The organism is Falcatimonas sp. MSJ-15, assembly GCF_018918265.1.
GTDB lineage: Bacteria > Bacillota > Clostridia > Lachnospirales > Lachnospiraceae > Falcatimonas.
The window spans coordinates 124486-150461 of record NZ_JAHLQC010000004.1; the positions used below are offsets into that span (position 1 = coordinate 124486).

The 25976-nt window shown below is 34.4% G+C and carries 23 protein-coding genes; 1 reads left to right on the forward strand and 22 read right to left on the reverse strand.

Features of this window, described 5'->3' with window-relative positions; genetic code table 11:
• Positions 1 to 73: 73 nt before the first annotated feature.
• The 4 genes from KQI85_RS04220 to mraZ are packed head-to-tail and all read right to left on the reverse strand — an operon-like array spanning position 74 to position 4139.
• Positions 74 to 2191: a penicillin-binding protein 2 gene (locus KQI85_RS04220; protein WP_216574845.1), complete on the reverse strand. Its 2118-nt coding sequence runs from the start codon at positions 2189 to 2191 to the stop codon at positions 74 to 76.
• Positions 2192 to 2199: 8 nt separating this feature from the next.
• Positions 2200 to 2736 carry a hypothetical protein gene (locus KQI85_RS04225; protein WP_216574846.1) on the reverse strand — a complete coding sequence of 179 codons (537 nt, stop codon included), beginning with the start codon at positions 2734 to 2736 and terminating at the stop codon, positions 2200 to 2202.
• A 25-nt stretch (positions 2737 to 2761) separates the two neighbouring features.
• Entirely contained in the window at positions 2762 to 3700 is a 939-nt protein-coding gene (rsmH, locus tag KQI85_RS04230) for a 16S rRNA (cytosine(1402)-N(4))-methyltransferase RsmH (protein ID WP_216574847.1), read from the reverse strand.
• Between the two features lie 10 nt (positions 3701 to 3710).
• On the reverse strand, positions 3711 to 4139 hold the full coding sequence (mraZ, locus tag KQI85_RS04235) for a division/cell wall cluster transcriptional repressor MraZ (RefSeq protein ID WP_216574848.1): 429 nt from the start codon (positions 4137 to 4139) through the stop codon (positions 3711 to 3713).
• Positions 4140 to 4393: 254 nt separating this feature from the next.
• Here mraZ and ychF point away from each other — a divergent pair, with 254 nt between their 5' ends.
• The gene (gene ychF / locus KQI85_RS04240) at positions 4394 to 5497 is read left to right on the forward strand and encodes a redox-regulated ATPase YchF (RefSeq protein WP_216574849.1); all 1104 of its coding nucleotides are present in this window, start codon (positions 4394 to 4396) and stop codon (positions 5495 to 5497) included.
• Between the two features lie 135 nt (positions 5498 to 5632).
• On the opposite strand, the gene dtd is transcribed toward ychF, so the two are convergent.
• The 18 genes from dtd to murF all read right to left on the reverse strand — a co-directional run bounded on the left by dtd (position 5633) and on the right by murF (position 25972).
• Positions 5633 to 6085, reverse strand: coding sequence for a D-aminoacyl-tRNA deacylase (gene dtd / locus KQI85_RS04245; RefSeq protein WP_216574850.1), 453 nt, complete (start codon positions 6083 to 6085; stop codon positions 5633 to 5635).
• Positions 6086 to 6105: 20 nt separating this feature from the next.
• A complete protein-coding gene (locus KQI85_RS04250) occupies positions 6106 to 6747 on the reverse strand; it encodes a thiamine diphosphokinase (RefSeq protein WP_216574851.1) in 642 nt (213 codons plus the stop codon).
• A 9-nt stretch (positions 6748 to 6756) separates the two neighbouring features.
• Entirely contained in the window at positions 6757 to 7425 is a 669-nt protein-coding gene (gene rpe / locus KQI85_RS04255) for a ribulose-phosphate 3-epimerase (RefSeq protein ID WP_216574852.1), read from the reverse strand.
• Positions 7426 to 7428: 3 nt separating this feature from the next.
• Complete coding sequence (rsgA, locus tag KQI85_RS04260; RefSeq protein WP_216574853.1) at positions 7429 to 8307, reverse strand: ribosome small subunit-dependent GTPase A; 879 nt, start codon at positions 8305 to 8307, stop codon at positions 7429 to 7431.
• The gene (gene pknB / locus KQI85_RS04265) at positions 8307 to 10496 is read right to left on the reverse strand and encodes a Stk1 family PASTA domain-containing Ser/Thr kinase (protein WP_216574854.1); all 2190 of its coding nucleotides are present in this window, start codon (positions 10494 to 10496) and stop codon (positions 8307 to 8309) included. The genes rsgA and pknB overlap by 1 nt, the downstream gene beginning before the upstream one ends.
• Positions 10490 to 11233 (reverse strand): Stp1/IreP family PP2C-type Ser/Thr phosphatase, encoded by a 744-nt coding sequence (locus tag KQI85_RS04270; RefSeq protein WP_216574855.1) that lies wholly within the window; start codon positions 11231 to 11233, stop codon positions 10490 to 10492. Before KQI85_RS04270 ends, pknB begins: the two co-directional genes overlap by 7 nt.
• Before the next feature lie 21 nt (positions 11234 to 11254).
• Positions 11255 to 12298, reverse strand: coding sequence for a 23S rRNA (adenine(2503)-C(2))-methyltransferase RlmN (rlmN, locus tag KQI85_RS04275; protein ID WP_216574856.1), 1044 nt, complete (start codon positions 12296 to 12298; stop codon positions 11255 to 11257).
• On the reverse strand, positions 12295 to 13653 hold the full coding sequence (rsmB, locus tag KQI85_RS04280) for a 16S rRNA (cytosine(967)-C(5))-methyltransferase RsmB (RefSeq protein ID WP_216574857.1): 1359 nt from the start codon (positions 13651 to 13653) through the stop codon (positions 12295 to 12297). Before rsmB ends, rlmN begins: the two co-directional genes overlap by 4 nt.
• Positions 13646 to 14368: a zinc metallopeptidase gene (locus KQI85_RS04285; protein WP_371820550.1), complete on the reverse strand. Its 723-nt coding sequence runs from the start codon at positions 14366 to 14368 to the stop codon at positions 13646 to 13648. Before KQI85_RS04285 ends, rsmB begins: the two co-directional genes overlap by 8 nt.
• A gap of 15 nt (positions 14369 to 14383) precedes the next feature.
• A complete protein-coding gene (gene fmt / locus KQI85_RS04290) occupies positions 14384 to 15313 on the reverse strand; it encodes a methionyl-tRNA formyltransferase (RefSeq protein WP_216574858.1) in 930 nt (309 codons plus the stop codon).
• Between the two features lie 5 nt (positions 15314 to 15318).
• Positions 15319 to 15789, reverse strand: coding sequence for a peptide deformylase (def, locus tag KQI85_RS04295; protein ID WP_216574859.1), 471 nt, complete (start codon positions 15787 to 15789; stop codon positions 15319 to 15321).
• A gap of 35 nt (positions 15790 to 15824) precedes the next feature.
• Positions 15825 to 18038 carry a primosomal protein N' gene (gene priA / locus KQI85_RS04300; RefSeq protein ID WP_216574860.1) on the reverse strand — a complete coding sequence of 738 codons (2214 nt, stop codon included), beginning with the start codon at positions 18036 to 18038 and terminating at the stop codon, positions 15825 to 15827.
• A 1-nt stretch (position 18039) separates the two neighbouring features.
• Positions 18040 to 19518, reverse strand: coding sequence for a UDP-N-acetylmuramoyl-L-alanyl-D-glutamate--2,6-diaminopimelate ligase (locus tag KQI85_RS04305; RefSeq protein WP_216574861.1), 1479 nt, complete (start codon positions 19516 to 19518; stop codon positions 18040 to 18042).
• Between the two features lie 105 nt (positions 19519 to 19623).
• Positions 19624 to 20952 carry an ATP-binding protein gene (locus tag KQI85_RS04310; protein ID WP_216574862.1) on the reverse strand — a complete coding sequence of 443 codons (1329 nt, stop codon included), beginning with the start codon at positions 20950 to 20952 and terminating at the stop codon, positions 19624 to 19626.
• A gap of 3 nt (positions 20953 to 20955) precedes the next feature.
• Positions 20956 to 21630, reverse strand: coding sequence for a response regulator transcription factor (locus KQI85_RS04315; RefSeq protein ID WP_216574863.1), 675 nt, complete (start codon positions 21628 to 21630; stop codon positions 20956 to 20958).
• Positions 21631 to 21666: 36 nt separating this feature from the next.
• Positions 21667 to 23424, reverse strand: a complete 1758-nt coding sequence (locus KQI85_RS04320; protein ID WP_216574864.1) for a Na/Pi cotransporter family protein — start codon at positions 23422 to 23424, stop codon at positions 21667 to 21669.
• 108 nt (positions 23425 to 23532) lie between these two features.
• On the reverse strand, positions 23533 to 24546 hold the full coding sequence (locus tag KQI85_RS04325) for a LacI family DNA-binding transcriptional regulator (RefSeq protein ID WP_216574865.1): 1014 nt from the start codon (positions 24544 to 24546) through the stop codon (positions 23533 to 23535).
• Between the two features lie 7 nt (positions 24547 to 24553).
• On the reverse strand, positions 24554 to 25972 hold the full coding sequence (gene murF / locus KQI85_RS04330) for a UDP-N-acetylmuramoyl-tripeptide--D-alanyl-D-alanine ligase (protein WP_216574866.1): 1419 nt from the start codon (positions 25970 to 25972) through the stop codon (positions 24554 to 24556).
• Positions 25973 to 25976: the final 4 nt, after the last annotated feature.

Below are 25976 nucleotides of genomic sequence, written 5' to 3' on the forward strand. Positions count from 1 at the left end.
GATTTTTTCGCCATTAATTTATAACATATTATACGTAACACATCATGCTTCTTTAATGCCTGTGAGGCAGCTTTTATCCTGCCGGTTCAGATGGTGCCTGGTCTAGTTGTGTCGCATCCTCTGGTGATGCCTGGGCAGGCTCAGATGGTGCCACATCCTCTGGTGATGCCTGGGCAGGCTCAGATGGTGCCGCATCTGATTGTGATTCTGGTTCAGTTGGTGCTACAGTCGCAGGTTCAGGATCTATTCCCTGTGATGCACCTTCAACATGTGTTCCCGCCTGCTCAGCTATAGGATCTGTAACATTCTCGCCTTCTATAAAACCACCTGATTCATATTCTTCATTCTCTGCAGGCTGTCCATTGTCACCCGTATTATTAGTAGGATATATGTTCATATATGGCATAATATCTGACATAATCTTCTGTGCAAGTGTTGTTGCCTGTGTTGAATCTGATTGTTTCTCTACATTAGGCTCATCAATGACTACATATATTACATATTTTGGATTGTCAACTGGTGCAAATCCTATGAATGAGACTATGTATTTTTCATTGCCTCGTGGATATTTTTCTGCTGTTCCTGTCTTACCACCAATAGCATATCCTTCAACTCCGGCTGTCTTAGCTGTTCCTTCAGCAACTGTGCTATATAGATAGCGTCTTAATAGTTCTGATGTCTTAGCTGTTACAGTCTGTCTTAATACTACAGGCTCTTTATTATCAACTATATTGCCATTTTGTGTCTCTATTCGTTTTACTACACTTGGTTCATAAAAATTACCACCATTGATTAGTGACGAAAATGCCGCCACCATCTGTGTCATGGTAACATTAATACCTTGTCCAAATGAGTTAACTGCCAAATCAACTGGTCCCATTGTATCTGCTGTATGTATAATTCCGTATGTTTCTCCAGGAAGATCTATATTAGTCTTAAGACCAAATCCAAAGTCGGATACATACTTGCAAAACTTCTCTGTTCCAAGTGATGCTCCTATCTGCATAAGTGCATCATTACATGAATTCATAAGTGATTCTTCAAGTGTAAGCATTCCATGTCCGGCTGTTTTATGGCACTTTATCTTAGTTCCATATATATCTTGAAATCCATCACAGTAAAATGACTGATTATCAGTTACGATATTCTCTTCTAATGCTGCTGCTATAGTAAAAGGTTTAAATGTCGAACCTGGTTCGTATGTATCACTTATACAGAAGTTTCTCCACATCTCTGACATCTTTGTAAGTTTTTCTTCATCAGAAAGAGTATCTATCTGATCTTGTGGAAGATAGACACTTAGATCCTGTGGATTATTAAGATCATAAAATGGATAACTTGCTTCGGCAAGTATCTCGCCATTATTAGGATCTGCTATTATTACTGCAAGATTTTTTGCACCTTTTTCTGCATAATATGCTTCTATATCTTTTTGAACTATTGATTGCAGATTAGCATCTATTGTTGAGACAATTGTATAACCGTCTGTTGCCGATTTTACAACTGTCTCATAATTAAGTTCACTATCCACATATCCATATTGCACACCGTTTTTCCCTGACAATTCATCATTATAGTACTGTTCTATCCCCCAATTTCCCTGGTCTTCTCCATCATCACCAAGGACTGTAAATCCAATCAAATCACCCGCAAGTGCATTCTGTGGGTATGTTCTTTTGTATTCTTTTTCAAGCCATATTCCTTTTATCTTATTGGACTCTTCAAGTACCTGCATGTATTCTTTTATCTGTTTATAAGGCACTTTCCTTGCAATTCGTTTATAATGGGCATCTTTATTCTCTTCATTATCAAGGTATTCATTAATTGTATTTATATCTATACCCAGATATTTCACAAGACTCTCAACTGATGCTTCTCGATACTTACCATTTTTTGCTAATAATTCAGATGCATCGATTATTACATTATATACTTCTTCACTTGTAGCAAGTACTGTACCATTACGGTCTACTATATCGCCTCTCTTATAAGGCACAACAGTAGTATTGTACTGCCTGTTTGAGAGAACTATTCTCTCATATTCTCGTCCACTTATTATGTTTATTCTCGCAAGAACAACAGTAAGTCCGATTAATGCACACATAACTCCGGCAAAGACTATCATTAGTTTCTGTTTCATTCTTCGGTTGAATGTAAGCGGTTTTGTCCTTTTCTTGCGCTCTAATGCCATTTTTACACCTACTTCATTATCTCAATTATCTCGTCTAACAGATTATTACTATTTGCCTGTGGAACGTTAGCATACTGTTCAACATACTCACTTGCTGGTGCTGTATATGTCACAATCTGTCCATCTACAGCATATACCATGCCTAATTCCTGTGTCGCTCTTTTGTATATATCTTCAAGATCAATACTACTATTTAATCTTGAATATGTAACACTGTTTTCTGTTTTTAGTTCATCTAACTGATTCTGAAGTTCTGTTATCTCGCCCTGATTAGATTTCATATCTGACATCAGATTAAGATACCTGAAACTTACAAATAGTGTTGCACACACTGCAGTTGTCAAGAATAATGCCATTCCTCTTCCCATATGCTGGGCTTTTTCTCTGTTACGTCTTGTCTGTTCACTGACTTTTTTCTTCTTTGGTTTCTCTGGTTGTACAACTTTTTGTTCTTTTTTCTTTGGTAGTGCTTCAGCTTCCGCATATCTTAGTGTATTGCCATCGCTGTAAACATATATTTTTTTCTTCTTACTATTGTTCTGCATCCGGTATTCCCCCTTTTTAACCAGATTATCTAATTCGCTCAAATACTCTTAGTTTTGAGCTTTTAGATCTCTTATTTGCAACAATCTCTTCTTCCGTTGGTATTATAGGTTTTCTTGTTATCACCTTACCTTTTGGTTTATTTCCACACACACATACTGGAAATGATGGAGGACATGTACATGTATCCTCACAATTTTTAAATTTTGTCTTTACTATTCTGTCTTCTAAAGAATGGAATGTTATTATACATATCCTGCCTTTATCATTGAGCAAATCAATCATCGTCTCCACAGAATCATTAAGAACTTCTAACTCTTTATTAAGTTCAATTCTTATTGCCTGAAATGTTTTTTTGGCAGGATGTCCACCAACTGCCCTTACTTTCATCGGTATTGCAGCTTTTATTATCTCTATAAGCTGCCCGGTTGTCTCAATTGGTTGTTCTTCTCTTGCCATAACTATGTGCTTTGCTATATTCTTTGCAAACTTGTCTTCACCATAGTCTCTTATGATTCTGTATAAATCAAATTCACTGTAAGTATTCACTATTGTTGCTGCTGTTGTCTCCTGACGCTGATCCATCCTCATATCTAGTGGTGCGTCCTCTCTGTATGTAAATCCTCGACTCGCAGTATCTAATTGAAATGATGATACTCCAAGATCAAGTATTATTCCATCCACACCTTCAATGCCCAAATCTTTAAGTACTTGTGCTATCTCACAGTAGTTACTTCTAACTATTGTCACTCTGTCCTTAAATTCGCTCAGTCTCTCTGATGCTGCCCTTATAGCATCTTCGTCCTGATCAATCCCTATTAATCTTCCCTCTGGTGATAATCTCTTGCAGATTTCGTATGAGTGGCCTCCGCCTCCTAGTGTACCATCCACATAGATTCCATCAGGTTTAATGTTAAGATTGTCTATGGTTTCATTAAGTAAAACCGACTTGTGTTTAAATTCCATTATAGCCTCCTTATAGCCTGATGTTAAATTCTTCAAGACTTTCTGCAATCTGTTCGATGTCATTGGTCTCATTCTGTTCCCATATATCCTTGTCCCAAATCTCAATTTTTGTACCAACACCTACTAACAAAACATCCTTATTTAACTTTGCAAAATTTCTTAATACCTGTGGTATAAGTATCCTACCCTGCTTATCTATCTCACATTCTACTGCCCCAGCCATAAAATGCCTTACAAGTGCACGGGCATTTTTGTTATTTTGCGGTAATTGTAATAGCTTTTCTTCAAAAAGTGTCCATTCACTCTTTGGATATGCAAGCAGACATTCATCGAATCCTTTTGTTACTATAAATGTGTCACCTAATTCTTCCCTGAACTTTGCAGGTACTATAAGACGACCTTTTATATCAATTGTATGGTTATACTCACTCATGAACATCTATACTCACCCACCTTATAAGTGTACCACAACGGAACCACTTTTTACCATTCTCTACCACTTACCACCACCTAGTATCATATTACCCCATTTCGGCATCTTTATCAAGTACTTTTAGTACTTTAGCACTATTCGTCCGTTTTTTTTCAAAATGTCAATACATTTCTCTTCTTCTACATTTTTTGTCTTTATTTTTGAATGTCAATGTGATAAAATGTCTTAGGTTTATTATATATAAAGGAAGGAAGAAAAATATGAAACTTGGTATTGTGGGTCTTCCAAATGTTGGAAAAAGTACCCTATTTAACTCTTTAACTAAAGCGGGTGCAGAATCAGCAAACTATCCATTCTGTACCATCGATCCTAATGTTGGTGTTGTAAGCGTACCAGACGAGAGACTTAACAAGCTCGCTGCTTTATATAATTCACAGAAAATAGTTCCTGCTGTTATCGAATTTGTTGATATTGCAGGTCTTGTAAAAGGTGCATCAAAAGGTGAAGGTCTTGGTAACCAATTCCTTTCAAACATTCGTGAAGTTGATGCTATCGTTCACGTTGTAAGATGTTTTGACGATTCTAACATCGTTCATGTTGATGGAAGTGTTGATCCTCTAAGAGATATTGAGACTATCAATCTTGAACTTATCTTCTCTGACATAGAGATTCTCGAACGTAGAATTGCAAAGACATCAAAAGGTGCAAGAAATGACAAAGCTCTCGCAAAAGAACTTGATTTCCTTACAAGAATCAAAACTCATCTTGAAGATGGTAAACTTGCAAGAAGTTTTGAACTTGATGAGAATGATGAAGATGAATTAAAATGGATGAGTGAATATAATCTTCTTACATGGAAGCCTGTTATCTTCGCTGCTAACGTATGTGAAGATGATCTTGCTGATGATGGTGCTTCTAATGATTATGTCAAGGCTGTTCGTTCTTTCGCTGCTGAGAATGATTGTGAAGTATTCGTAATCTGTGCTCAGATTGAACAGGAGATTGCCGAACTTGATGATGATGAAAAGAAGATGTTCCTTGAAGATCTTGGTCTTAGCGAATCTGGTCTTGATAAGTTAATCAAAGCAAGTTATTCTCTTCTTGGACTTATAAGTTACTTAACAGCAGGTCCTACTGAGACAAGAGCATGGACAATTAAAAAAGGAACTAAAGCACCTCAGGCTGCCGGTAAGATCCATAGTGATTTTGAGCGTGGTTTCATTCGTGCTGAAGTTGTTAATTATCAGGATCTTCTTGATTGTCAATCATATACTGTTGCCAAAGAAAAAGGACTTGTAGGTCTTGAAGGTAAAGATTATGTTGTAAAAGATGGAGATGTCGTTCTCTTTAGATTTAATGTATAATTAATAGAAAAGAGATTGTAGAAATCCCTTAAAAAGTAAAAAAAGTAAAAAGCAGCTATGAAATTCATATAATTCATATAATTGATATGATTCATAGCTGCTTTTTAGTATAATTAATTTTTTTATCCGATTATGTTATGCTCCTACTGTCTCATCATCGAGAATTATTGTAAATGGTCCATCATTTACGAGTGATACTTGCATATCTGCACCGAATTCACCAGTTTCGACAACTTCTATCTGTTCTTTCATGAGTTCTACAAATCGCTCATATAACTTATTTGCCTTAATTGGTTCTCCTGCATGTACAAAACTTGGGCGATTTCCTTTTTTACAGTCTGCATATAATGTAAACTGTGATACAATAAGCATTTCACCTTTAACATCTTTTATAGACAGATTTGTCTTACCATTCTCATCAGCAAATATTCTCATCTTTACTATTTTATCTACATATCTTTGCAATTTTTCTTCTGTATCGTCTTCTCCGACTCCAAATAGAATCAGATATCCTTTTCCAATCTTTCCTATTACTTTTTCTTCAACTGTAACGTCTGCTCTTTGCACTCTTTGTATTACTATCTTCATATATATTTCCTCTACCCTTTTCAGTCTTTTGTCTCCATCACTATAAGTATTCCTTCTGATAATTCTATATATCCATGTTCATCCTTAAGCTCATTGCTTACTCCAAGGCTTGAACCATACTTATATGTATAATCTTTAAGCAAATATTTAAAGCCTGTGAGTGTAAGTCCTTTTACATACTCTGTCAATGGTATAAGTGATATATATTTACCATACATATCTTGTCTCTCTATGCAATGAATTCCATCTATAAGATATAGCTTATTATATTCGTCTATAATATATGCCTGTATTCCGGCTTTTAGTGGAATCGTGAGAAGTTCAATATTGGCAATTGTATGATCTATTCTTCTTCCGGTTGCACCAATTATCACTATCTCACTACTGCCTATATCGCAGGCAAGTCGTATTGCAAGATCTGAATCTGTATTATCTTTTTCCGGATTAAATCTAATTATCTCTGATTTGCCTTCATACTGATCGAGAATGAACTTTGGAACTGTATCAAAGTCACCTACTATATAGTCTGGAATAATATCCATACTATTTGCGAAACTAAGTCCTCCATCTACAGCTATAATTTTGTCAAATCTATTATTCTTAATATAAACTGAGGCAAAATCATTACTGATATTGCCTCCATTTATAATAAGTGTTCTCATAAGAACCACCTACTTATCATATTTTTTTATTATCTCATTAAATCTCTTAGTATTCTCTTGTGCATTGCCTCTGAATACACTTGAACCTGCTACAATTATATTAGCTCCGGCTTCAACAACTTCTTCAACATTATTAAAGTTAATTCCACCATCAATCTCAATATCCATATCTGCATAGCCCATCTCAATGCATTTATTTCTTATTGTTCTTACTTTTTCTGTTGATGTCTCGATAAACTTCTGTCCACCAAATCCAGGATGCACACTCATCACAAGAATCATATCAACAAGTGGTATGTATGGATATATTGCCTCTGGCTCTGTCTCAGGATTAAGTGTAATTGCTGCTTTTTTACCTAGTTCTTTAATCTTCTTTAATGTCTCTTCTACTCTATCTGTTGCTTCAACGTGAATATTGATAATATCTGCACCTATCTTTGCAAATGTCTCAACATAACGTTCTGGTTCTGTAATCATAAGGTGTACATCAAATACTTTATCTGTATCTTTTCTTATTGATTCTATTACAGGCATACCAAAAGAAATACTTGGAACAAAAAGCCCATCCATTACATCTATATGAATATATTCAGCACCTGCCAAATCAATCGTTTTTATGTCCTCTCCTAATTTACTAAAATCAGCTGCCAATATTGACGGTGATAAAATGTGATGCATTTTCTAATATCTCCTTTGTTCTTTTAATTCTTTATACATTTCGATATAATTATTATATCTTACTTTACTTATTCTGCCTTCATTCAATGCATTTTTAACAGCACAATCCGGTTCATTAATGTGTATACATCCATTAAATCTGCACTGATTCTCATATTGCTCAAATTCTGCAAAATAATATTTTAAATCATCTTTGTCAATCTCATTCACATATAGCGAAGTAAATCCCGGTGTATCAATAATATAAGTATCTTCATCAATGTTGAATATCTCTGAATGTCTTGTCGTATGCTTACCTCTCTTTATCTTTTGACTTATCTCACCTGTATCCATGTTATGATTGCCATCAATAAGATTAAGCATAGATGATTTGCCTACGCCTGAAGGACCGGCAAATGCTGTTGTCTTTCCTTTTATTATCGCTCTTATCTCTTCTATCCCACTCTCATCATAAGTGCTTGCGAATACAATCCTGCAGCCACATCCTGAAAGTATGTCATATAGATTCTTCTTTTCTTCGTCTGTTGCTATATCTGTCTTGTTAAAGCATATTATTGTCTCAATATGTCTAAGTTCCATTGTTATAAGAAATCTGCTTAAAAGATTGATATTTGGTGCTGGCTCATTAACTGCAAATATTAGTATTGCCTGATCAATATTAGCTGTAGCAGGTCTTATAAGCTCATTTTTTCTTGGCAATATATCTACTATATTGCCAAGAAACTTATCTTTGTCTACTACATCTATTATAACATTGTCACCTACAAGAGGCTTTATTTTCTTATTTCTAAAGCTCCCTTTTGCTTTACATTCATACAATCCTTCGTTAGGAACGTGTACATAATAAAAACCTGCGATACCTTTTATTATCTTACCATTCATTATTGTTGTACCTTATCAAATGTGATTGCCTTTGTCTGAATAAGCACATCTGTAACTGTCTTTGTCTCTACTGTAGGTTTAGCTGTTGCTTCTTCAGACTCACCTGTAGTTTCACTAATCTCGCTTTCAACTTCATACGTATATGAAAGATATACTTTTACTGTTCCACTTGTTAAGCCTTCTGCACCTTCAATATTACTAAAAGTAAAGTTGAAGTTATTAGAAAAATCAGTATCTTTTAGTACTACTGACTGAGCTCCATCCTGTTCAAGAACTACTTTTATATGCTCTTTTGAAACATTCTGCTTGCCTGCCACTTCACTATCATAACTATTATTGCTGTCGCTGTTTGAGATAGTAAATTCTTTAGCTCTATATGTATATTTGGCTTCCTCACCAAGACTTATTGCAATACTTACTTCTGTTCCCGGTGCAAGTTCTGTTCCGGCAGCATAGCTTTGATTCATTACCTGTCCTGCACCATACTCTTTACTATAATCTTTAGTTATATTATCTGCAACTTTAAGACCAATAGCTTCAAGTTCCTGTCTTGCTTCTCCTTCTGTCTTGCCAAGTACATTAATCATCTTAACGTTCTCAGAACCTTTACTTACTATAATTGTAATTGTATCACCTTCTGATACATCACTTCCTGCTGCAGGCTGTGTCTTAATTACTGTTCCTTGTTCTACAGAACTATCATATTGATAATCATTAACAACTTCAAGATTAAGTTTCTTTAATGCACTTGTAGCATCATCTTCTGACATTCCTGAGTAATCTTTTAATTCAAATGTAGCTACTCCAGAGCTTATTGTTATAACAATAGATGTGTTTTTCTCAACCATTTTTCCCTGTTCTTCACTCTGTTTGAATACAATTCCTTCGTCATATTCATCTGACTGCTCTTTCTTAACTTTTACATTAAGTCCCATGCTCTTTAATTTTTTAGTTGCTTCTTCTTCTGTATATCCTATAAGTTTTGGTACTTCTACCATATCCTGTGATTCTGTTGTTGTATTCGCAGATGTCTCTTCCTTATCAGGCTTAGATGTATTAAATATTCCTATCATCTTAACAATTAAAAAGATAGTTATGAATACGATTATTACTGCAACTCCTATTAAAAGACCTGTCATCGCTTTATCAAACTTAGGATTAACATCTCCTTCTTCCTGAATGCCTTCTTCGTCTTCGTCCTCATCATATTCTTCATCTTCGTCATCATAACTATTGTTATAATCATCGTCATCATCATATACATTACCAGCTGATTTTTCACTTATCTCACGCATCTGTTCCTGTGTAAGTATCACTGTCTGTGGTGTATCAATATCGGAATTATCAATTATTTTTACAAAATCGACATCCGGTGACACAAGTGATCTCTTAAGGTCTGCTATAAGATCGCTGACTTTGGCATATCGTCTATCCGGTTTTTTAAGTGTACATTTTAATATAATCTTCTCTGTACTGATAGGAAGATCTTCAACATATTCTCTTGGCGATATCATCTTCTCCTGAATATGCTGTAATGCAACACTCACTGTATTATCTCCATCAAATGGTAAAGTTCCTGTTACCATCTCATAGAAGGTTATACCAAGTGAATATATATCACTCTTTTCATCACTATAACCACCTCTCGCCTGCTCTGGTGATATATAATGAACAGATCCCATCGCACTTGAGTTGATTGTATTAGTTGATGCTGCTCTTGCTATTCCAAAGTCTGCAACTTTAACTTTTCCTTCTTTTGAGATAATTATATTCTGTGGTTTTATATCTCTGTGTATTATATGATGATTATGTGCACATTCTATTCCCTGTGCTACCTGTATAAGAATACTTGTCGCTTCTCTTACATTGAGTTTTCCTTTTTTCTCAATATATTTTTTAAGTACAATTCCTTCTACAAGCTCCATTACTATGTAATGAATTCCATCTTCATCTCCAACATCAAACACATTAACAATATTAGGATGTGTAAGTCCTGCTGCTGACTGTGCCTCTACTCTAAATTTTGACACAAAGCTCTGATCTTCGCTAAATTCATGCTTAAGTACTTTAACTGCTACGAATCTGTTAAGCTTGTGATCTTTTGCTTTATATACATCTGACATTCCGCCTGATCCTATATGTTCTATAATCTCATAACGGTCTGCGATAAACATTCCATTTCTTAACATAAGCTCACCTCGTCTATATTTGGTTCTATAATAATTATTGCTATATTATCCCTGCCACCGTTATTATTAGCTTCATCAACCAACATCTCGGCTTTATGCTTTATTCCTTCCGGCATCTTAATAATATCTTTTATCTCCTCGTCATCTACCATATTGGTAAGGCCATCTGAACACATAAGAATCACATCATCATCACATATATCTACCTCAAAAAAATCTGGTATAACTCTGTCTGATGCTCCCATTGCTCTTGTTATTATATTCTTCTTTGCAGAATATTCTTTGGCATCTCTGCTCATCTTACCAAGACTTACCATCTCTTCTACATAAGAATGATCTCTGGTTATCTGTCTTATCTGGTTATCAATCACATATAATCTGCTATCCCCAATATTTGCCACATACATTGAATTATCCACTACACATGCTACAACCAGAGTTGTTCCCATTCCTGCATAGTCTTCTGACTCTGCAGCTTTTGCAATGAGTTTTGTATTAGTAGTCTTGATTGCATCCCCTATTACTGATATTGGATTATCTGAATCTGACTTTTCAATCTCAGATACTAATGTATCAACCGTAAATCTTGATGCAAGATCACCAGCTTTGTGACCTCCCATTCCATCTGCTACGACAAAGAGATTAGGAAGATTGCCTACTTTGGTATCCCTGCAAAAAACATAGTCCTGATTAATACTTCGTTTTAAGCCGGTATCCGTAATCGCTACTGCTTTCATCCCAATACCTCCACATTAATATTAACTTTCTAAATAGCTTTTTCTTAACTGACCACAGGCACCTTGAATATCTCTGCCCATTTCTCTTCTAATAGTAACATTAATCCCATTTTTTTCAAGTCTATTTTTAAACTTTTCGATATCTTTTGCAAATGACTGCTTATAATCTCTCTCCTTAATTGGATTAACCGGAATAAGATTAACATGACAATTCATTCCTCGTAGACGATGTATAAGTTCTTCTGCACATTCCATTGTATCATTCACGCCCTGAACCAGGCTATATTCAAATGTTATTCTTCTTTTTGTATTCTCATAATATACTTTACATGCATGAAGTATCTCATCTATTGAATATTTGTTAGCTATTGGCATCATTGTTCTTCTAAGTTCATCATTAGGTGCATGAAGCGATATTGCAAGTGTTATTTGCAACTGTCTCTTAGCAAGTTCAAGTATTCTTGGTACCAGACCACATGTCGATACTGTTACATTTCTCTGACTTATATTAAGGCCATTCTCATCAGTTAATAAGTCAAGAAACTTCACTATATTATCATAATTATCAAATGGTTCTCCACTTCCCATTATTACAACATTAGACACTCTCTCGCCTGTCAAACTCTGTATTCTATATATCTCATCAAGCATCTCCGATGGTCTAAGACTTCTCTCTAGCCCATCAAGCGTTGATGCACAGAAGCGACATCCCATTCTACAGCCGACTTGTGATGATATACATACAGAATTACCAAATTTGTACTTCATAAGAACACTTTCTATCACATTGCCATCTGACAATTTGAAAAGATATTTTTGTGTACCATCAATCTTTGATGTAAGCACTTGCACTGGTTCTAACTTTGTAATGTAATAATTCTCTTTTAACTTATTCTTAAGCTCCTTAGAGATATTACTCATATCATCAAAATCTGTAACAAGTTTTTTATGAAGCCACTCATATATCTGCTTTGCTCTGAATTTTTGAACTTCCAATCTGTCTGTAAGTTCCTTTGTAAGTTCATCAATAGACAAAGATTTTATATCTGTTAATTCACTACTCATACTTTTTTCCTTCTGAACTTTGATATAAAGAATCCATCATTTTCTCCTGCTTTTGGGAATATCTGAATATATCCTCTATCTCCTGTTCTATTTCTAAATTTTTCCGGAAGATATTCTTCTATGCTCTCAAGTTCAAATCCATAATTTTCTTCAAACCATCTTACATTTTCATCATTTTCCGTCTGATTAACTGTACATGTACTAAAGATAAGACATCCACCGGGTTTTACATAATTTTGGACAACTTTTAGTATCTCTCTTTGAAGATTAGCAAGCTGTTCTATTTTTTCTTCATCAACTTTGTATTTTATATCTGCTTTTCTTCCTATTATTCCAAGCCCGGAACATGGCAGATCACATATAACAATATCTGCCCTATCTATTGCTGTCTCATCAAGCTCTAATGCGTCTTTTACAACTGCAACTACATTATTAGCATGACATCTTTCTATATTTTCCTTTATAAGCATAACTTTTTGCATCGTAAGATCTCTTGCTTCTACGCAGCCTGTGTCTTTTAAAAGATCTGCTATATGAAGACTCTTTCCTCCTGGAGCTGCACATACATCTATTACATAGTTATCCTGTGCAGGATCCGCTATCTTGCCAACAAGCATTGAACTTATATCCTGCACTTGAATATATCCTTCACGAAATGCACTTAGGCTTTCTATATAGTCATATCCTGAGATATAATATGCCGGTACTCCTATATCTGCCGGTTCACATATCACATTCTCTTCTTCAAGCATACGTCTTATATCTTCTTCACTTTTTAGTGAAGTATTGCATCTTACAGATACTTTTGATTCTTTTAAGAATTCTGAAAGCATATTATCTGTCTGCTCTTCTCCATAAGATTTTATCCATTTTTTTACAAGCCATTCAGGCATTGAATATTTTATTGAATAATAATATGTTACATCCTCTTTTTTAGCCGGAAGTTCTATCTCTATAAGATGTCTGTCTATATTCCTTAACAGTCCATTTACAAAACCTTTTAGTGTAAAAAATCCACGTTTTTTTGTAAGTTTTACTGCTTCATCACATGCCGCACTATTTGGTACTGAATCCATAAAAATAATCTGATATACAGCCATTCGCAATATATTTCTTATTACCGGTTTCATCTTTTTTACTGCAATACTTGAGAATTTATTAATAACATAATCCAGATATATCTGTTCTTCAATTGTACCTTCTGCTGTTCTTTTTATAAATGAACGTTCCTGTTTTTCGAGATATTGATATTTTTTTAATGCCTGGCTTATTGTTATATGACAAAAATCGCCCTGTTCCATAACCTGCATTAATATATCAAGTATTATCTCTCTTGTGTTTACCGATTTAGTCACGGTCTCTTCCTCCAAACAATATTATTAATCTAAGTAACTGAAGTATTGCTGTAAGTGCACCTGCAACATACGTGAATCCGGCTGCTTTTAATACTTTCTTTGAGCCTTTAAGTTCATCTCCATAAAGTATTCCTGATCTATCTAACAGTTCAATCGCTCTTCTTGATGCATCAAACTCTACAGGAAGCGTAATAAGATGAAAAGCAACTACAAGACAAAACATAAGAATTCCAAGGTTCAGAAGAAACTGATATCTTCCAAATACAAGTCCTGCAACAATAAGTATCCATGAAAGACTTGATCCAAAGTTAACAACTGGTACCATAGTACTTCTAAGCTTTAATGGGCCATATCCTTCATCATGCTGAATAGCATGTCCAATCTCATGTGCTGCAACTCCAAGTGCCGCTATTGACGAATTATTGTAAACTGAATCAGACAGGCTTACCATGCCTGTTGATGGATTATAATTGTCAGTAAGATTACCTGCTATATGAGTTACCCCAACGCCTTGTATTCCAGCTGCATACAAAAGTCTTTCGGCTGCCTGTGCTCCGGTCATTCCCGATGCTGACTGTCTCTTATTATATCTGGCAAATGTTGACTTTACTTTTGCAGATGCAATAAGTGATATAACAACACCTATAAGAACCAGAATATATGTTGGATCATAATAATATCTATAACCATATCCATAAATTAATGCCATTATCATATTAAACACTCCTCGCTATCTTAATATAGTGCCTGTCTCTACTTTAGTTCCTCTAAGAAATGATCCTGCATCCATTCTCTTTTTACCTTCAAGCTGAACTTCCTTAATGATAAGGCTTCCCTGTGCTGTCTTTACTGTAAAATCATTCTTAGATACTTCAACTATTGTGCCATCTAAAGCATCATATTGTTCATCTGATACTTTAGCTGCCCATATCTTTAAAGTCTTTCCTTCAAAAGATGTATATGCACTTGGCCATGGATTAAGTCCTCTTATAAGGCGTTCTATCTGCTTTGCATCCATTGAAAAATCAATATGACCAAGTTCTTTGGTAAGTTTCTTTGCATATGTCATCTGTGAATCATCCTGCTTAGTATATATTGCTGTTCCATCTTCTATAGCTTTTAGAGTCTTAACTAAAAGCTTTGCACCTTCATCTGCAAGTTTATCATGAAGTGAACCACCTGTTTCATTGCTGTCTAGTTCAACAACGGTCTTCATTATCATATCTCCGGTATCGAGCTTCTCATCCATCTTCATTGTTGTAACGCCACTCTCATGCTCTCCATCTATTACAGCCCACTGTATCGGTGCTGCTCCTCTATACTTAGGGAGAAGCGATGCATGAACATTGATGCATCCGTAACGTGGAAGATCTAATATTTCTTTTGATATAAGCTGTCCATAAGCAACTACAACTATAACATCAGGATTAATACTTTTTAACAATTCATAATTTTCCTGTTCTCTCAGTTTTACAGGCTGATATACCGGTATACCAAGCTCTAATGCTTTTTCTTTTACCGGAGTCATAAGAACACTTTTTCCTCTTCCTTTTTGTTTGTCAGGCTGTGTAAAAACTGCTGCTATCTCATGTCCTGCTTCGTACATTGCATTAAGTGTACCTACTGAAAAATCAGGAGTTCCCATAAATACTGCTTTCATTCAGTCTATTCCTCCTCATATGATACTTCTACTAAGTCACCTTCTACTTTATCTACATATACAACTCCATCAAGATGATCAAGTTCATGGCAGATACATCTTGCAAGAAGTTCTGTTCCTTCAACTGTAATCTCATTAAAATCTCTGTCAAGTGCTTTACATATAACATGATTAGGTCTTGTTACTATACCTGATTTGTTAGGTACACTTAAGCATCCTTCATCACCTGTCTGTGTTCCATCTGATTCAACAATCACGGGATTAATAAGTGTATATGGTGTTCCATCTACATCAATTACTACAAGTCTCTTTAATATACCGACCTGTGGTGCTGCAAGTCCAACTCCGTTAGCTTCATACATTGTATCAAACATATCATCAATAAGTATCTGAAGTTTTTCATTGTTTTCTTTTACTTCTTTTGATTTTTTTCTTAATACCTCATCACCTAATATTCTAATATTTCTAATTGCCATATTTTTTCTCCTTACTCTATATTTTTATTACGCCTTTAATTAATTGGATTGAAGTCAAACTGTATGCCTGTCTTCTTGAAATAGTTTACATTATCATTCATATATAATTCAACCATATTTTTTATTTTCACAAGTTTTTCATAATCTTTACATTTTATATATATCATATATCTGTAATAATCATTTGCCTTGTAAAGTGACGCTTTCGATGGTCCGATTATCTTCTCTGTGTCATCTGCAACGTTACCTATACATTCTCTTATCTTGTCTGCACTATGTTCTGCTATATCTTCCTCTGTAGAAAATACAAGAATTGCAAGCATATTGGCTACTGGTGGATACTCAAGAAGCTGTCTGTACATTATCTCACTATTATAAAAACTCTCATAATCATTACCTGCTGCTGCAATTATACTATAATTATCCGGTGAATATGTCTGAATTACAACTTCTCCCGGTTTATTACCTCTGCCTGCCCTTCCTGCCGCCTGCGTTAATAAGTCAAATGTTCTCTCACCTGCAACATAATCCTGTGAATACAATGACAGATCTGCTGCAAGAATACCAACAAGGGTAACATTAGGAAAGTCATGTCCTTTTACAATCATCTGAGTACCAACAAGAATATCTGCTTCTCCTCTTGCATAAGCTGAGAGAATCTTCTCATGTTCATTCTTATGTTTTGTTGTATCTGCATCCATTCTAACGACTCTGCTATAAGGAAACATCTTCTTAACCATATCTTCTATCTTTTGTGTTCCTGTACCAAATGTTGCAATATATTTTGAACCACATTTTGGACACAACTTCGGCATAGGTGTCTCATATCCGCAATAATGACATACAAGTTTTCCTTCATTATGATATGTAAGTGTAATATCACAATGTGGACACTTCATTGCCTCTCCACATGAACGACATGATACAAATCCTGCATATCCACGCCTGTTAAGAAATAGCATTATCTGTTCCTTTTTTTCTATTCTGTCACGCATAAGATCTTGCAATCTTCTGCTAAAAACCGATTTATTACCTTGTTTTAATTCTTCTCTAAGATCTACTATATCAACTTTTGGCATAATTGCATTCATTGCACGCTCATTAAGTCTGAAGAGTCTATATCTGCCATTAAGTGCATTATAATATGATGTAACTGATGGTGTTGCTGAACCTAGAATAACACTTGCATTACTTAACTGTGCTATCTTGATCGCTGTTTCTCTGGCATGATACTTTGGTGAATTCTCACTCTTATATGATCCTTCATGTTCTTCGTCTATTACAATAAGTCCAAGATTATTAAATGGTGTGAATAATGCCGAACGTGGACCTATCATTATCTTTATCTCTCCTGATGATGCTCTGCAGAACTGATCATATTTTTCACCTTTTGAGAGTCTTGAATTAATTATTGACACGTTATCTCCAAATCTCTTATAAAATCTCATAACAGTCTGGTATGTCAGCGATATCTCTGGTATAAGCATTATAACTTCTCTGCCTTTAGCAATAACATGTTCTATAAGTTCCATATAGACTTCAGTCTTGCCACTTCCGGTAACTCCATGAATAAGATATGTCTCTCTTATTCCATTATCATAATCTCTTTCTATACTCTCTGCGATATATCTCTGTGTCTTATTAAGTTCCTTACGTTCATTGTCTATATCACTTAGCTTAATAGGATTACGCATTATACGTTCTTTTTCTACTTTTATTATATTTTGTTGTTCAAAATAACGTATGACTTCATTAGCCGCTTTTGATAATTTTGCTTCTATACTGCCATCATTATCAATGAGTGTTCTAAGGAGTCTGTATCTTGCTGTCATATTCTTCTGTTTAAAATATTCTAAAAGTCTATTTTGTTCTTCAGGCTCTATAATCAGTCTTAAATATCTGTCTTCTTTGTGCCTTATCTCACTCTTTACCGGTATAACTGTCTTTATCGCCTGATTCATAGTTCCGCCATAATTATCTCTCATCCATGCGGCAATCTTTATAAGTCTTGATTCAACCTGAATACTATCTGTAACTATGCTATTAATACTCTTAAGCCTTGTCACATCATATTCTGCTTTATCTGTAACTTCTATGACATATCCTTTTATCAGCCTGTTTCCCTGACCAAATGGTATAAATACCTGCACTCCCGGTGCAACATCAGCTAACATCTCATCTGGAATAATATATTGAAAAGGTCTGTCTAATTTTTCGTAGGAAATATCAATAATTATATTTGCGTACATTCTACCATCCTATTTCTTTTAAAATATCTGCTATTATAACTCTCTCATCCATCGGATACTTCTTACCTTTTATCTCCTGATAATCCTCATGTCCTTTACCTGCAAGAACTATGATATCACCTTCTTCTCCATGTGTAATCGCATATTTGATAGCTTCTCTTCTATCTTCAATATCTATATGCTTTCCATCAGTCTTGCTTATACCTGTTATGATATCATTAATAATATCTTTTGGTTCTTCAAATCTTGGATTATCTGATGTTATAATTGTAAGATCTGCAAGATTACCTGACACTTCTCCCATCTCGAAACGTCTTAATTTGGAACGGTTTCCTCCACATCCAAACAGACATACAAGTCTCTTAGGGTTATACTCTTTAAGTGTCTTTAGTATACTCTCAAGTGCCATTGCATTGTGTGCATAGTCTATCATAAGTGTAAATTTATCTGATACAGGAACTACTTCAATTCTGCCTTTTACTTTTACATTAAGTAATGCATCTTCAAGTTTTTCAAGTGATATATTATCAAAATGTCTTGATATTGCTATTGCACATAATGAATTATATACACTAAACATTCCCGGAAGATTAAGAGTTACATTCATATTAGTAAGACCGCTTACTCTATACTTAGTTCCAAGGCTTCCAGGTGTTGTTATAAGTTCAATATCAGTAGCTCTTGTATCTGCTTTGTCTGACAGTCCATATGTCTCAATCTTACATGTATGACCTTCTATTACTTTCTTCATGTGTTCATCATCACAGTTGACAATACCTACTTTACACTGTTTGAACAATAAGCCCTTACATGCAATATATTCTTCAAGACTTGCATGCTCACCAGGTCCGATATGATCTGGCTCAAGGTTAGTAAATACACCTATATCATAAGTAAATCCTGCACATCTGTGCATCATAAGTCCTTGTGATGATACTTCCATTACAACAGCTTTTATGCCTGCATCTACCATCTCTCTGAATGATTTTTGAACAATATATGACTCTGGCGTTGTATTGCTTGCCGGTATCCTCTTATCACCTATTATTGTCTCAATAGTTCCAATAAGTCCTGTCTTGTATCCACATTCTTCAAGGATTCCTTTTACCATATATGTTGTTGTTGTCTTACCTTTAGTTCCTGTTATTCCTATTGTATATAATTCTTCTGCCGGATTGCCAAAATATTCTGCTGACATAATTGCAAGTGCATATCTTGCATCTTCAGTTTTTACAATAGTAACTTTATCTCTATATTCTTCTGGAAGTTCTATTTCTCTTTCAACAACAAGTGCTGTTGCACCTTTTTCAACGGCTGCTATTGCATAATCATGCCCATCGGCAACTGTTCCCGTAACACAAATAAAAACAGAGTCTTTTATGACCTTTCTTGAATCATAAATTACATCTGTTATCTCAATCTCATCATTTCCATTTACAATTGTGCAGTTTAATCTTTTTATAAGCTGTTTAAGTAACATTATCTTGCACCTCTCACTAAAAGCATATACACAGTGTATACATCTATATAGCTTTCCTTTCCTGTTTTTTACATTTATATAGAAAGAATATCACAAATTGCTTTATTACTCAACCTTGAATTTTATAGTTATTGTTGTTCCTACTCCTTCTTCGCTCTCAAGAATAAGATTAGCTCTAAGGTTAGCTACTATATGCTTTACTATTGCAAGTCCAAGTCCTGTTCCACCTGTTGATTTTGAACGGCTCTTGTCTACTCTGTAAAATCTCTCAAAAACTCTAACCTGATGCTCTTTAGCTATTCCAATTCCAGTATCCTGCACTCGTAATATAACACTGTCTTTATCTTTTTTTACACTAATGAATACTTTTCCTTCAGGCTTATTATATCTTATCGCATTATCGCAAAGATTATATATAAGCTCATCTATCATATCACTATTAGCATCTATAATCGCATCTTCGCCATCATATTCTATTGATACATTATGTTTATCAGCATTGACTTTGAGTGAGTTTACACATTTTTTAGCTGCTTCATGTAGATTCACTTTTTCAAAATATATGTCGCTCTCCATGTAATCAAGTTCGGATAATTTTATTATATCATTAATAAGTGTAAGCAATCTCTTTGCACTATTATGAATCTCAATAGCAAATCTCTTAACATCTTCATCTTCTGCCATTCCACTTGATATAAGTTCTGAATAACCTGATATAGATGTAAGTGGAGTTTTTAGTTCATGTGATACATTGGCTGTAAATTCCTGTCGCATCATTGCATTCTTTATAATATCAGCATGTTGTCTTTTTATTGTTGTCATAAATGGTGCAAGCTCTTTATATCCATCAACATTATCAATCTCATTAATATTATCTGCCATCTTATTGATTGGTTCAAGAATACTCTTAGTAAGAAAATGTGATACTGCAAAACATACTGATATTAATATGACTGCAACAAGTATCATGTATGGAATCATATTTCCAATTATATTGATAAGACTTCCAACATCTTTAGATATTCTTAGAATACTTCCATTATCAAGAAGAATCGCATAATAAAATGTATTCTTTGAAAGTGTCTTTGATTCTCTTATCTCATAACTCTCACCATTTTTTACTGCTTTTTGTATCTCTGGTCTTCTCATATGGTTATCAAGCTGTTTCGACAATACCTGACTATCATATATTACATTACCTTCACTATCTACAACTGTAACTCGTATATCGCTGTCGTCAAAACTGCCTTTTTGATATTCTATATTACTATCTTCAAATGCCTGCGTATCTTTAAGTATATGTGCAAATGCTTTCATCTCTTCTATAACTTCTATCTTATATGTATCATAGAATATATATGTCGCAAAGCACATCGTAAGTATAATAGCTACTGAAGCTACTAACATGAATCTTGTATTAATTCTCTTCTTCATATTCTAATCACCATTTATTACATATCCTACATTACGAACTGTCTTTATAAACTGTCCACCACTACCTAACTTCTTGCGAAGAGTTTTTATATGCATATCAAGAGTTCTTGATTCTCCTTCAAAATCAATTCCCCATATTCTCTCCATAATAACCTCTCTTTTAAGAACTATTCCCATATTGTTCATAAGAAGTTTTAAGAGTTCATATTCTTTGTATGTAAGTTCACATAGTTCGCCATCAACTGTAACTGTATGTTTGCTATCATCAATGATAATATCACCAACCGATATAACTTTTTCTTCATAATCTCCACTTCTTCTTAGAAGTGCTTTTACTCTTGATATAAGCTCCATTATTCCAAATGGCTTCGTAATATAATCATCAGCTCCACTATCAAGTCCTTTTACTTTATCTATTTCTGTTGTCTTGGCAGTGACCATAATAATTGGGATTTTCTTTGTCTCAGGTGTACTTCTAAGCCTTTTGAGTATCATAAGTCCATCTTCATCTGGAAGCATGATATCAAGCAAAATAAGATCCGGAATCTTATTTTGCAATGCTTTATTGAATTCAAGCGCACTTTCAAAATCTACAATATTATAGCCACTGTTTTTTAATGCAAAAGATTCTATCTCCCTAATATTGGTATCATCTTCAACAATATAAATCAGTGGCATAATTATTCTCCTTTTTATTATATTTCTTTAATACATTTATAATTGATATTTTTCTTTACAAGCAAGGTACTTTTCTCTAAACTCATCATTACCATCAGCTTTTAATGTATTAAGATATTCATGTACATCATAACCGTCATGATTAATCTCTATAAGACCTACTGCTATGTTAGAACAATGATCTGCTATTCTCTCATAATTAGTAATTATATCTGACAGAATGAATCCCATATCTATTGTACACTTACCTTTACTAAGTCTCTTAATATGTCTTGCTTTTACTTCTTTATTAAGATAATCGATAACTTCCTCTAATGGTTCTACTGACAAAGCCATATTTTCATCTCTTGTCTTAAATACATTAACTGAAAGATCAACAATATCTTTTACTGCTCTTGAGAATACTGCAAGTTCTTTTGTTGCTTTTTTGGAGAATTCAAGTTTCTTTGAATTCATCTCTCTTGCTGCCTGCACTATATTAACTGCATGATCTGACATTCTCTCAAAATCACCAATCTCATGAAGCAAAAGTGATAATGTATTACTATCTTTATCTGTTATGCTCTTCTTACTAAGCAATACAAGATATGAACCAATCTCATCTTCATATTTATCAATTCTCTCTTCAAGATCTTCGATTGCTGTAGCTTCATCATTACTATAATTATCAATTAAATCAATTGCTCTATATACACATTCTTTTGTTATGTCTGCCATCTTTTCTGTAAGATCTGAACAATGTTCCACCGCAAGTGATGGTGTATCTAAGAATCTGACATCAAGAAGTCCGAATTCATTATTCTGTACTTCTTTTTCTTCATCATCTCTGATTGTAAGTGTTGCAAGCTTCTCAAGAAGTTTTGTAAATGGCAGAAGTACAAATGTAGCTGATACATTGAATATACTATGTATTACAGCTATATTAAATGCATTAGCTGAATCATCAAGAAAACTGAAATTCAATACTGCATTAAGCAGATAGAACACTACCATGAATAATGTAGTTCCTATAATATTGAAATATAAATGAACTATAGCAGCTCTTTTTGCATTCTTATTAGCTCCAATACCTGATATAATTGCTGTTATACATGTTCCGATATTCTGTCCCATAATAATAGGTATTGCTGTTCCAAATGTTACTGCACCTGTCTTGCAAAGTGCCTGTAATATACCTACAGATGCTGATGAACTTTGAATTACTGCTGTTAAAATTGCACCTGCTATAAGACCAAGTACCGGATTGGAAAATCTGATAAGTATGTTAGTGAACTCTGGAACATCTGCAAGTGGCTTTACTGCATTGCTCATTGTATCCATACCAAACATAAGTATCGTAAATCCAAGAAGTATATTACCTATATCATGTTTCTTCTCACTCTTTGTAAACAGTATAAATATTATGCCAACCAGCGCGAGTATAGGCGAAAATGATGACGGTTTTAACATATTAACAAATATGTTTCCACTTTCTATACCTGAAAGACTTAAAAGCCATGAAGTTATTGTTGTACCAACATTGGCTCCCATTATAATTCCTATTGCCTGTGATAGTTTCATAATTCCTGAATTAACAAAACCAACTACCATTACTGTTGTTGCAGATGATGACTGAATTACTGCTGTAACTCCTGCACCAAGTAAAACTGCTTTTATAGGGTTAGATGTAAGTGTCTCAAGTATCTTCTCTAATCTACCTCCAGATACTTTACCAAGTCCATCTCCCATTATGTTCATACCGTATAGAAAAAGTGCAAGACCACCTATCATAGTTAATACGCCAAAAATATCCATTACGTTTCCTCCTAAATGTTCGTCTGCAAATCAAACCAGGTATCCTGTATGCCTCTTTGCATCTCATTTAAATTCATTTTTTTCTTTTTCAATAATACACACTCATTTTCATAATATTTCTCTAACTGATTCTCTTTTTACTATCTCAACCGGAAGTCGCAGATTGTCAAATCGTAATGTTTCTCCTCTTATAAGAGTGTCTAACATATTAACTGCAAAACTGCCTTTTTTTCTAATGTCTTGACAAACTGTAGTTATTCTTGGTCTTGACATCTTTGCAAGATAATTATCATCAAATCCTGCAACTGAGATGTCTTCTGGTACTCTTAGTCCCAAATCCTTAAAATACCTTATTGCCTCGAATGCATATATATCTGCCGAAAAGAAAATTGCTGTATTTGCAAGAATGTTATTCATCTCTTTATCATATGTCTTCATTCTCTCTTTGCTATCTCTACTAACAATAAGTACCTTATCTGAACTGTCAATTTTTTCTTCCTTAAGAGCCTGTTTAAAGCCTTCTATCCTGTCCATACTATAGCCTGATGTACTGTCTGTTACAAACATAATTGACTTATGGCCCATTGACATAAGATATTTTGTCATCTGATATCCGCCACTATAGTCATCAACTCCAACATTCGCAACTCTCTCTGTCCCACTATAATAAGTATCGACCGAAACCATTGGTATCATAATTTTGTTTTTTATAATAATATTATCCTCTGGTGGAAGACCTATTGTAATTAATCCATCCACTTGCCATTTACATGCCAGTTCAATACTCTCCCCTGTATCTTCTGACATGTGAAAAAGCATATAATAACCTGCCTTAAATATCTCTGACTCAATACTGCCTATTATCTCACATGCAAAAGGGTCAGATAACATCTCTTTATTACCATCTCTGGTGCTATTCATTATAACACCTATTATTCTTGTGCCATTTTCTGATGCATACTTTCCACTAACGGAATTTGGAACAAAATTGTTCTCTTTAATCACCCTGTTTATTTTTTCAATTGTATCTTTCGATACTTTTTTAGTATTTCCATGAATTACGTTAGATACAGTTGTAGGACTTACTCCTGCAATCTCCGCTATATCTTTTATTCTAAGCACCTGTTAATTACCTTTTCCCCAATTTATCACTATCATCGTTATTATACAGGGTATTCTTAGAGACATCTTCTGGCTTAAATGTCTTTTCAAGTGCATCAGCAACTTCATTGAGTTTCATTCCTCTTGATCCTTTTAAAAGGACTACATCATCTTTTTCTAGTGTATTTTCAAGATATTTTATTATATCTTCTCTCTTATCAAAGTGTTTTGTTACTATATCTGTATGTTCTTCTACTGCTCTTTTTATTTCTTTTGAATCTTCACCAAAAGTAATAAGTTCATCTATATGATTATTCACTATATATTCGCCAACTTCATAATGATACGATTTTGAATTCTCGCCAAGTTCAAGCATATCTGCAAGGACTGCTACTTTTCTTCCTGTAGAATTATAATCACATAGTACTGATAATCCTGCTCTCATCGAATCCGGACTCGCATTATATGAATCATCAATTATTACCGCTGTATCAGTTTTTATAATCTGCTGACGCATCTTGACTCCACCATACATTGCAAGTGCTTTTATAGCATCTTCTATCTCTATTCCTGCGTTATAAGCAACTGCTATTGCAACAAGGGCATTAAGAACATTATGCTTACCTAATACATTAAGTTTTACATTATATTCTTTGCCATCATGTATAAGCACAAAATCTATGCCATCTTCATGAACTTTTACATTTTTTCCTCTGAATTCACACTTCTCTGACATTCCATAGAATATTGCATTTTTATTGTCATATTTTGATAAAATATCATCATCACCATTTAAAAACAGTTTTCCATTTTCTTTAAGTGCATTACAGATATTCATCTTCTCATCGCATATTCCCTGTCTTGTTCCAAGTTGTTCAATATGTGAAACTCCTATATTAGTCATAACTGCCATATCAAGTTCTACAAGCTCGGCAAGTCTTTTCATCTCACCTTTCATGCTCATTCCCATCTCAATTACAGCATATTCATCAGATTCTCTCATCTCAAGAAGTGTTACCGGCACACCTATCTGGCTATTATGGTTACCTGATGTTTTAAATACATTATATTTTGCACTAAGTGCACATGCAACCATCTCTTTAGTTGTTGTCTTTCCTACACTTCCTGTAATCCCAACTGTTGGGATATTAAGCTTTCTTCCATAATATGCTCCCATATCCTGAAGTGCCTTTATTGTATCATCTACACGTATCAGGCAATTATTACCTTTTGCTGTATCATGTTCTGAAGTGAATGAAGCAACTGCTCCATTAGCAAATGCACTGTCTATGAATTTGTGTGCATCAACATTTTCGCCTATAACCGGCACAAATAGACATTTTTCGCCTATTTCTCTTGAGTTGGTCGATGTTGTGAGAACTTCTGTTTTTATATCGCCACATAAAAGTCTGCCTCCTGTGGCTTCCAAAATTTCTTCAATAAACATTTTT

Bases quoted from the DNA above. Each gene is read 5' to 3' on its own strand.
- KQI85_RS04220 (WP_216574845.1), bottom strand. From the start codon at position 2,191: ATGGCATTAGAGCGCAAGAAAAGGACAAAACCGCTTACATTCAACCGA.
- KQI85_RS04225 (WP_216574846.1), bottom strand. From the start codon at position 2,736: ATGCAGAACAATAGTAAGAAGAAAAAAATATATGTTTACAGCGATGGC.
- rsmH (WP_216574847.1), bottom strand. From the start codon at position 3,700: ATGGAATTTAAACACAAGTCGGTTTTACTTAATGAAACCATAGACAAT.
- mraZ (WP_216574848.1), bottom strand. From the start codon at position 4,139: ATGTTCATGAGTGAGTATAACCATACAATTGATATAAAAGGTCGTCTT.
- ychF (WP_216574849.1), top strand. From the start codon at position 4,394: ATGAAACTTGGTATTGTGGGTCTTCCAAATGTTGGAAAAAGTACCCTA.
- dtd (WP_216574850.1), bottom strand. From the start codon at position 6,085: ATGAAGATAGTAATACAAAGAGTGCAAAGAGCAGACGTTACAGTTGAA.
- KQI85_RS04250 (WP_216574851.1), bottom strand. From the start codon at position 6,747: ATGAGAACACTTATTATAAATGGAGGCAATATCAGTAATGATTTTGCC.
- rpe (WP_216574852.1), bottom strand. From the start codon at position 7,425: ATGCATCACATTTTATCACCGTCAATATTGGCAGCTGATTTTAGTAAA.
- rsgA (WP_216574853.1), bottom strand. From the start codon at position 8,307: ATGAATGGTAAGATAATAAAAGGTATCGCAGGTTTTTATTATGTACAC.
- pknB (WP_216574854.1), bottom strand. From the start codon at position 10,496: ATGTTAAGAAATGGAATGTTTATCGCAGACCGTTATGAGATTATAGAA.
- KQI85_RS04270 (WP_216574855.1), bottom strand. From the start codon at position 11,233: ATGAAAGCAGTAGCGATTACGGATACCGGCTTAAAACGAAGTATTAAT.
- rlmN (WP_216574856.1), bottom strand. From the start codon at position 12,298: ATGAGTAGTGAATTAACAGATATAAAATCTTTGTCTATTGATGAACTT.
- KQI85_RS04285 (WP_371820550.1), bottom strand. From the start codon at position 14,368: ATGATAATGGCATTAATTTATGGATATGGTTATAGATATTATTATGAT.
- fmt (WP_216574858.1), bottom strand. From the start codon at position 15,313: ATGAAAGCAGTATTTATGGGAACTCCTGATTTTTCAGTAGGTACACTT.
- def (WP_216574859.1), bottom strand. From the start codon at position 15,789: ATGGCAATTAGAAATATTAGAATATTAGGTGATGAGGTATTAAGAAAA.
- priA (WP_216574860.1), bottom strand. From the start codon at position 18,038: ATGTACGCAAATATAATTATTGATATTTCCTACGAAAAATTAGACAGA.
- KQI85_RS04305 (WP_216574861.1), bottom strand. From the start codon at position 19,518: ATGTTACTTAAACAGCTTATAAAAAGATTAAACTGCACAATTGTAAAT.
- KQI85_RS04310 (WP_216574862.1), bottom strand. From the start codon at position 20,952: ATGAAGAAGAGAATTAATACAAGATTCATGTTAGTAGCTTCAGTAGCT.
- KQI85_RS04315 (WP_216574863.1), bottom strand. From the start codon at position 21,630: ATGCCACTGATTTATATTGTTGAAGATGATACCAATATTAGGGAGATA.
- KQI85_RS04320 (WP_216574864.1), bottom strand. From the start codon at position 23,424: ATGGATATTTTTGGCGTATTAACTATGATAGGTGGTCTTGCACTTTTT.
- murF (WP_216574866.1), bottom strand. From the start codon at position 25,972: ATGTTTATTGAAGAAATTTTGGAAGCCACAGGAGGCAGACTTTTATGT.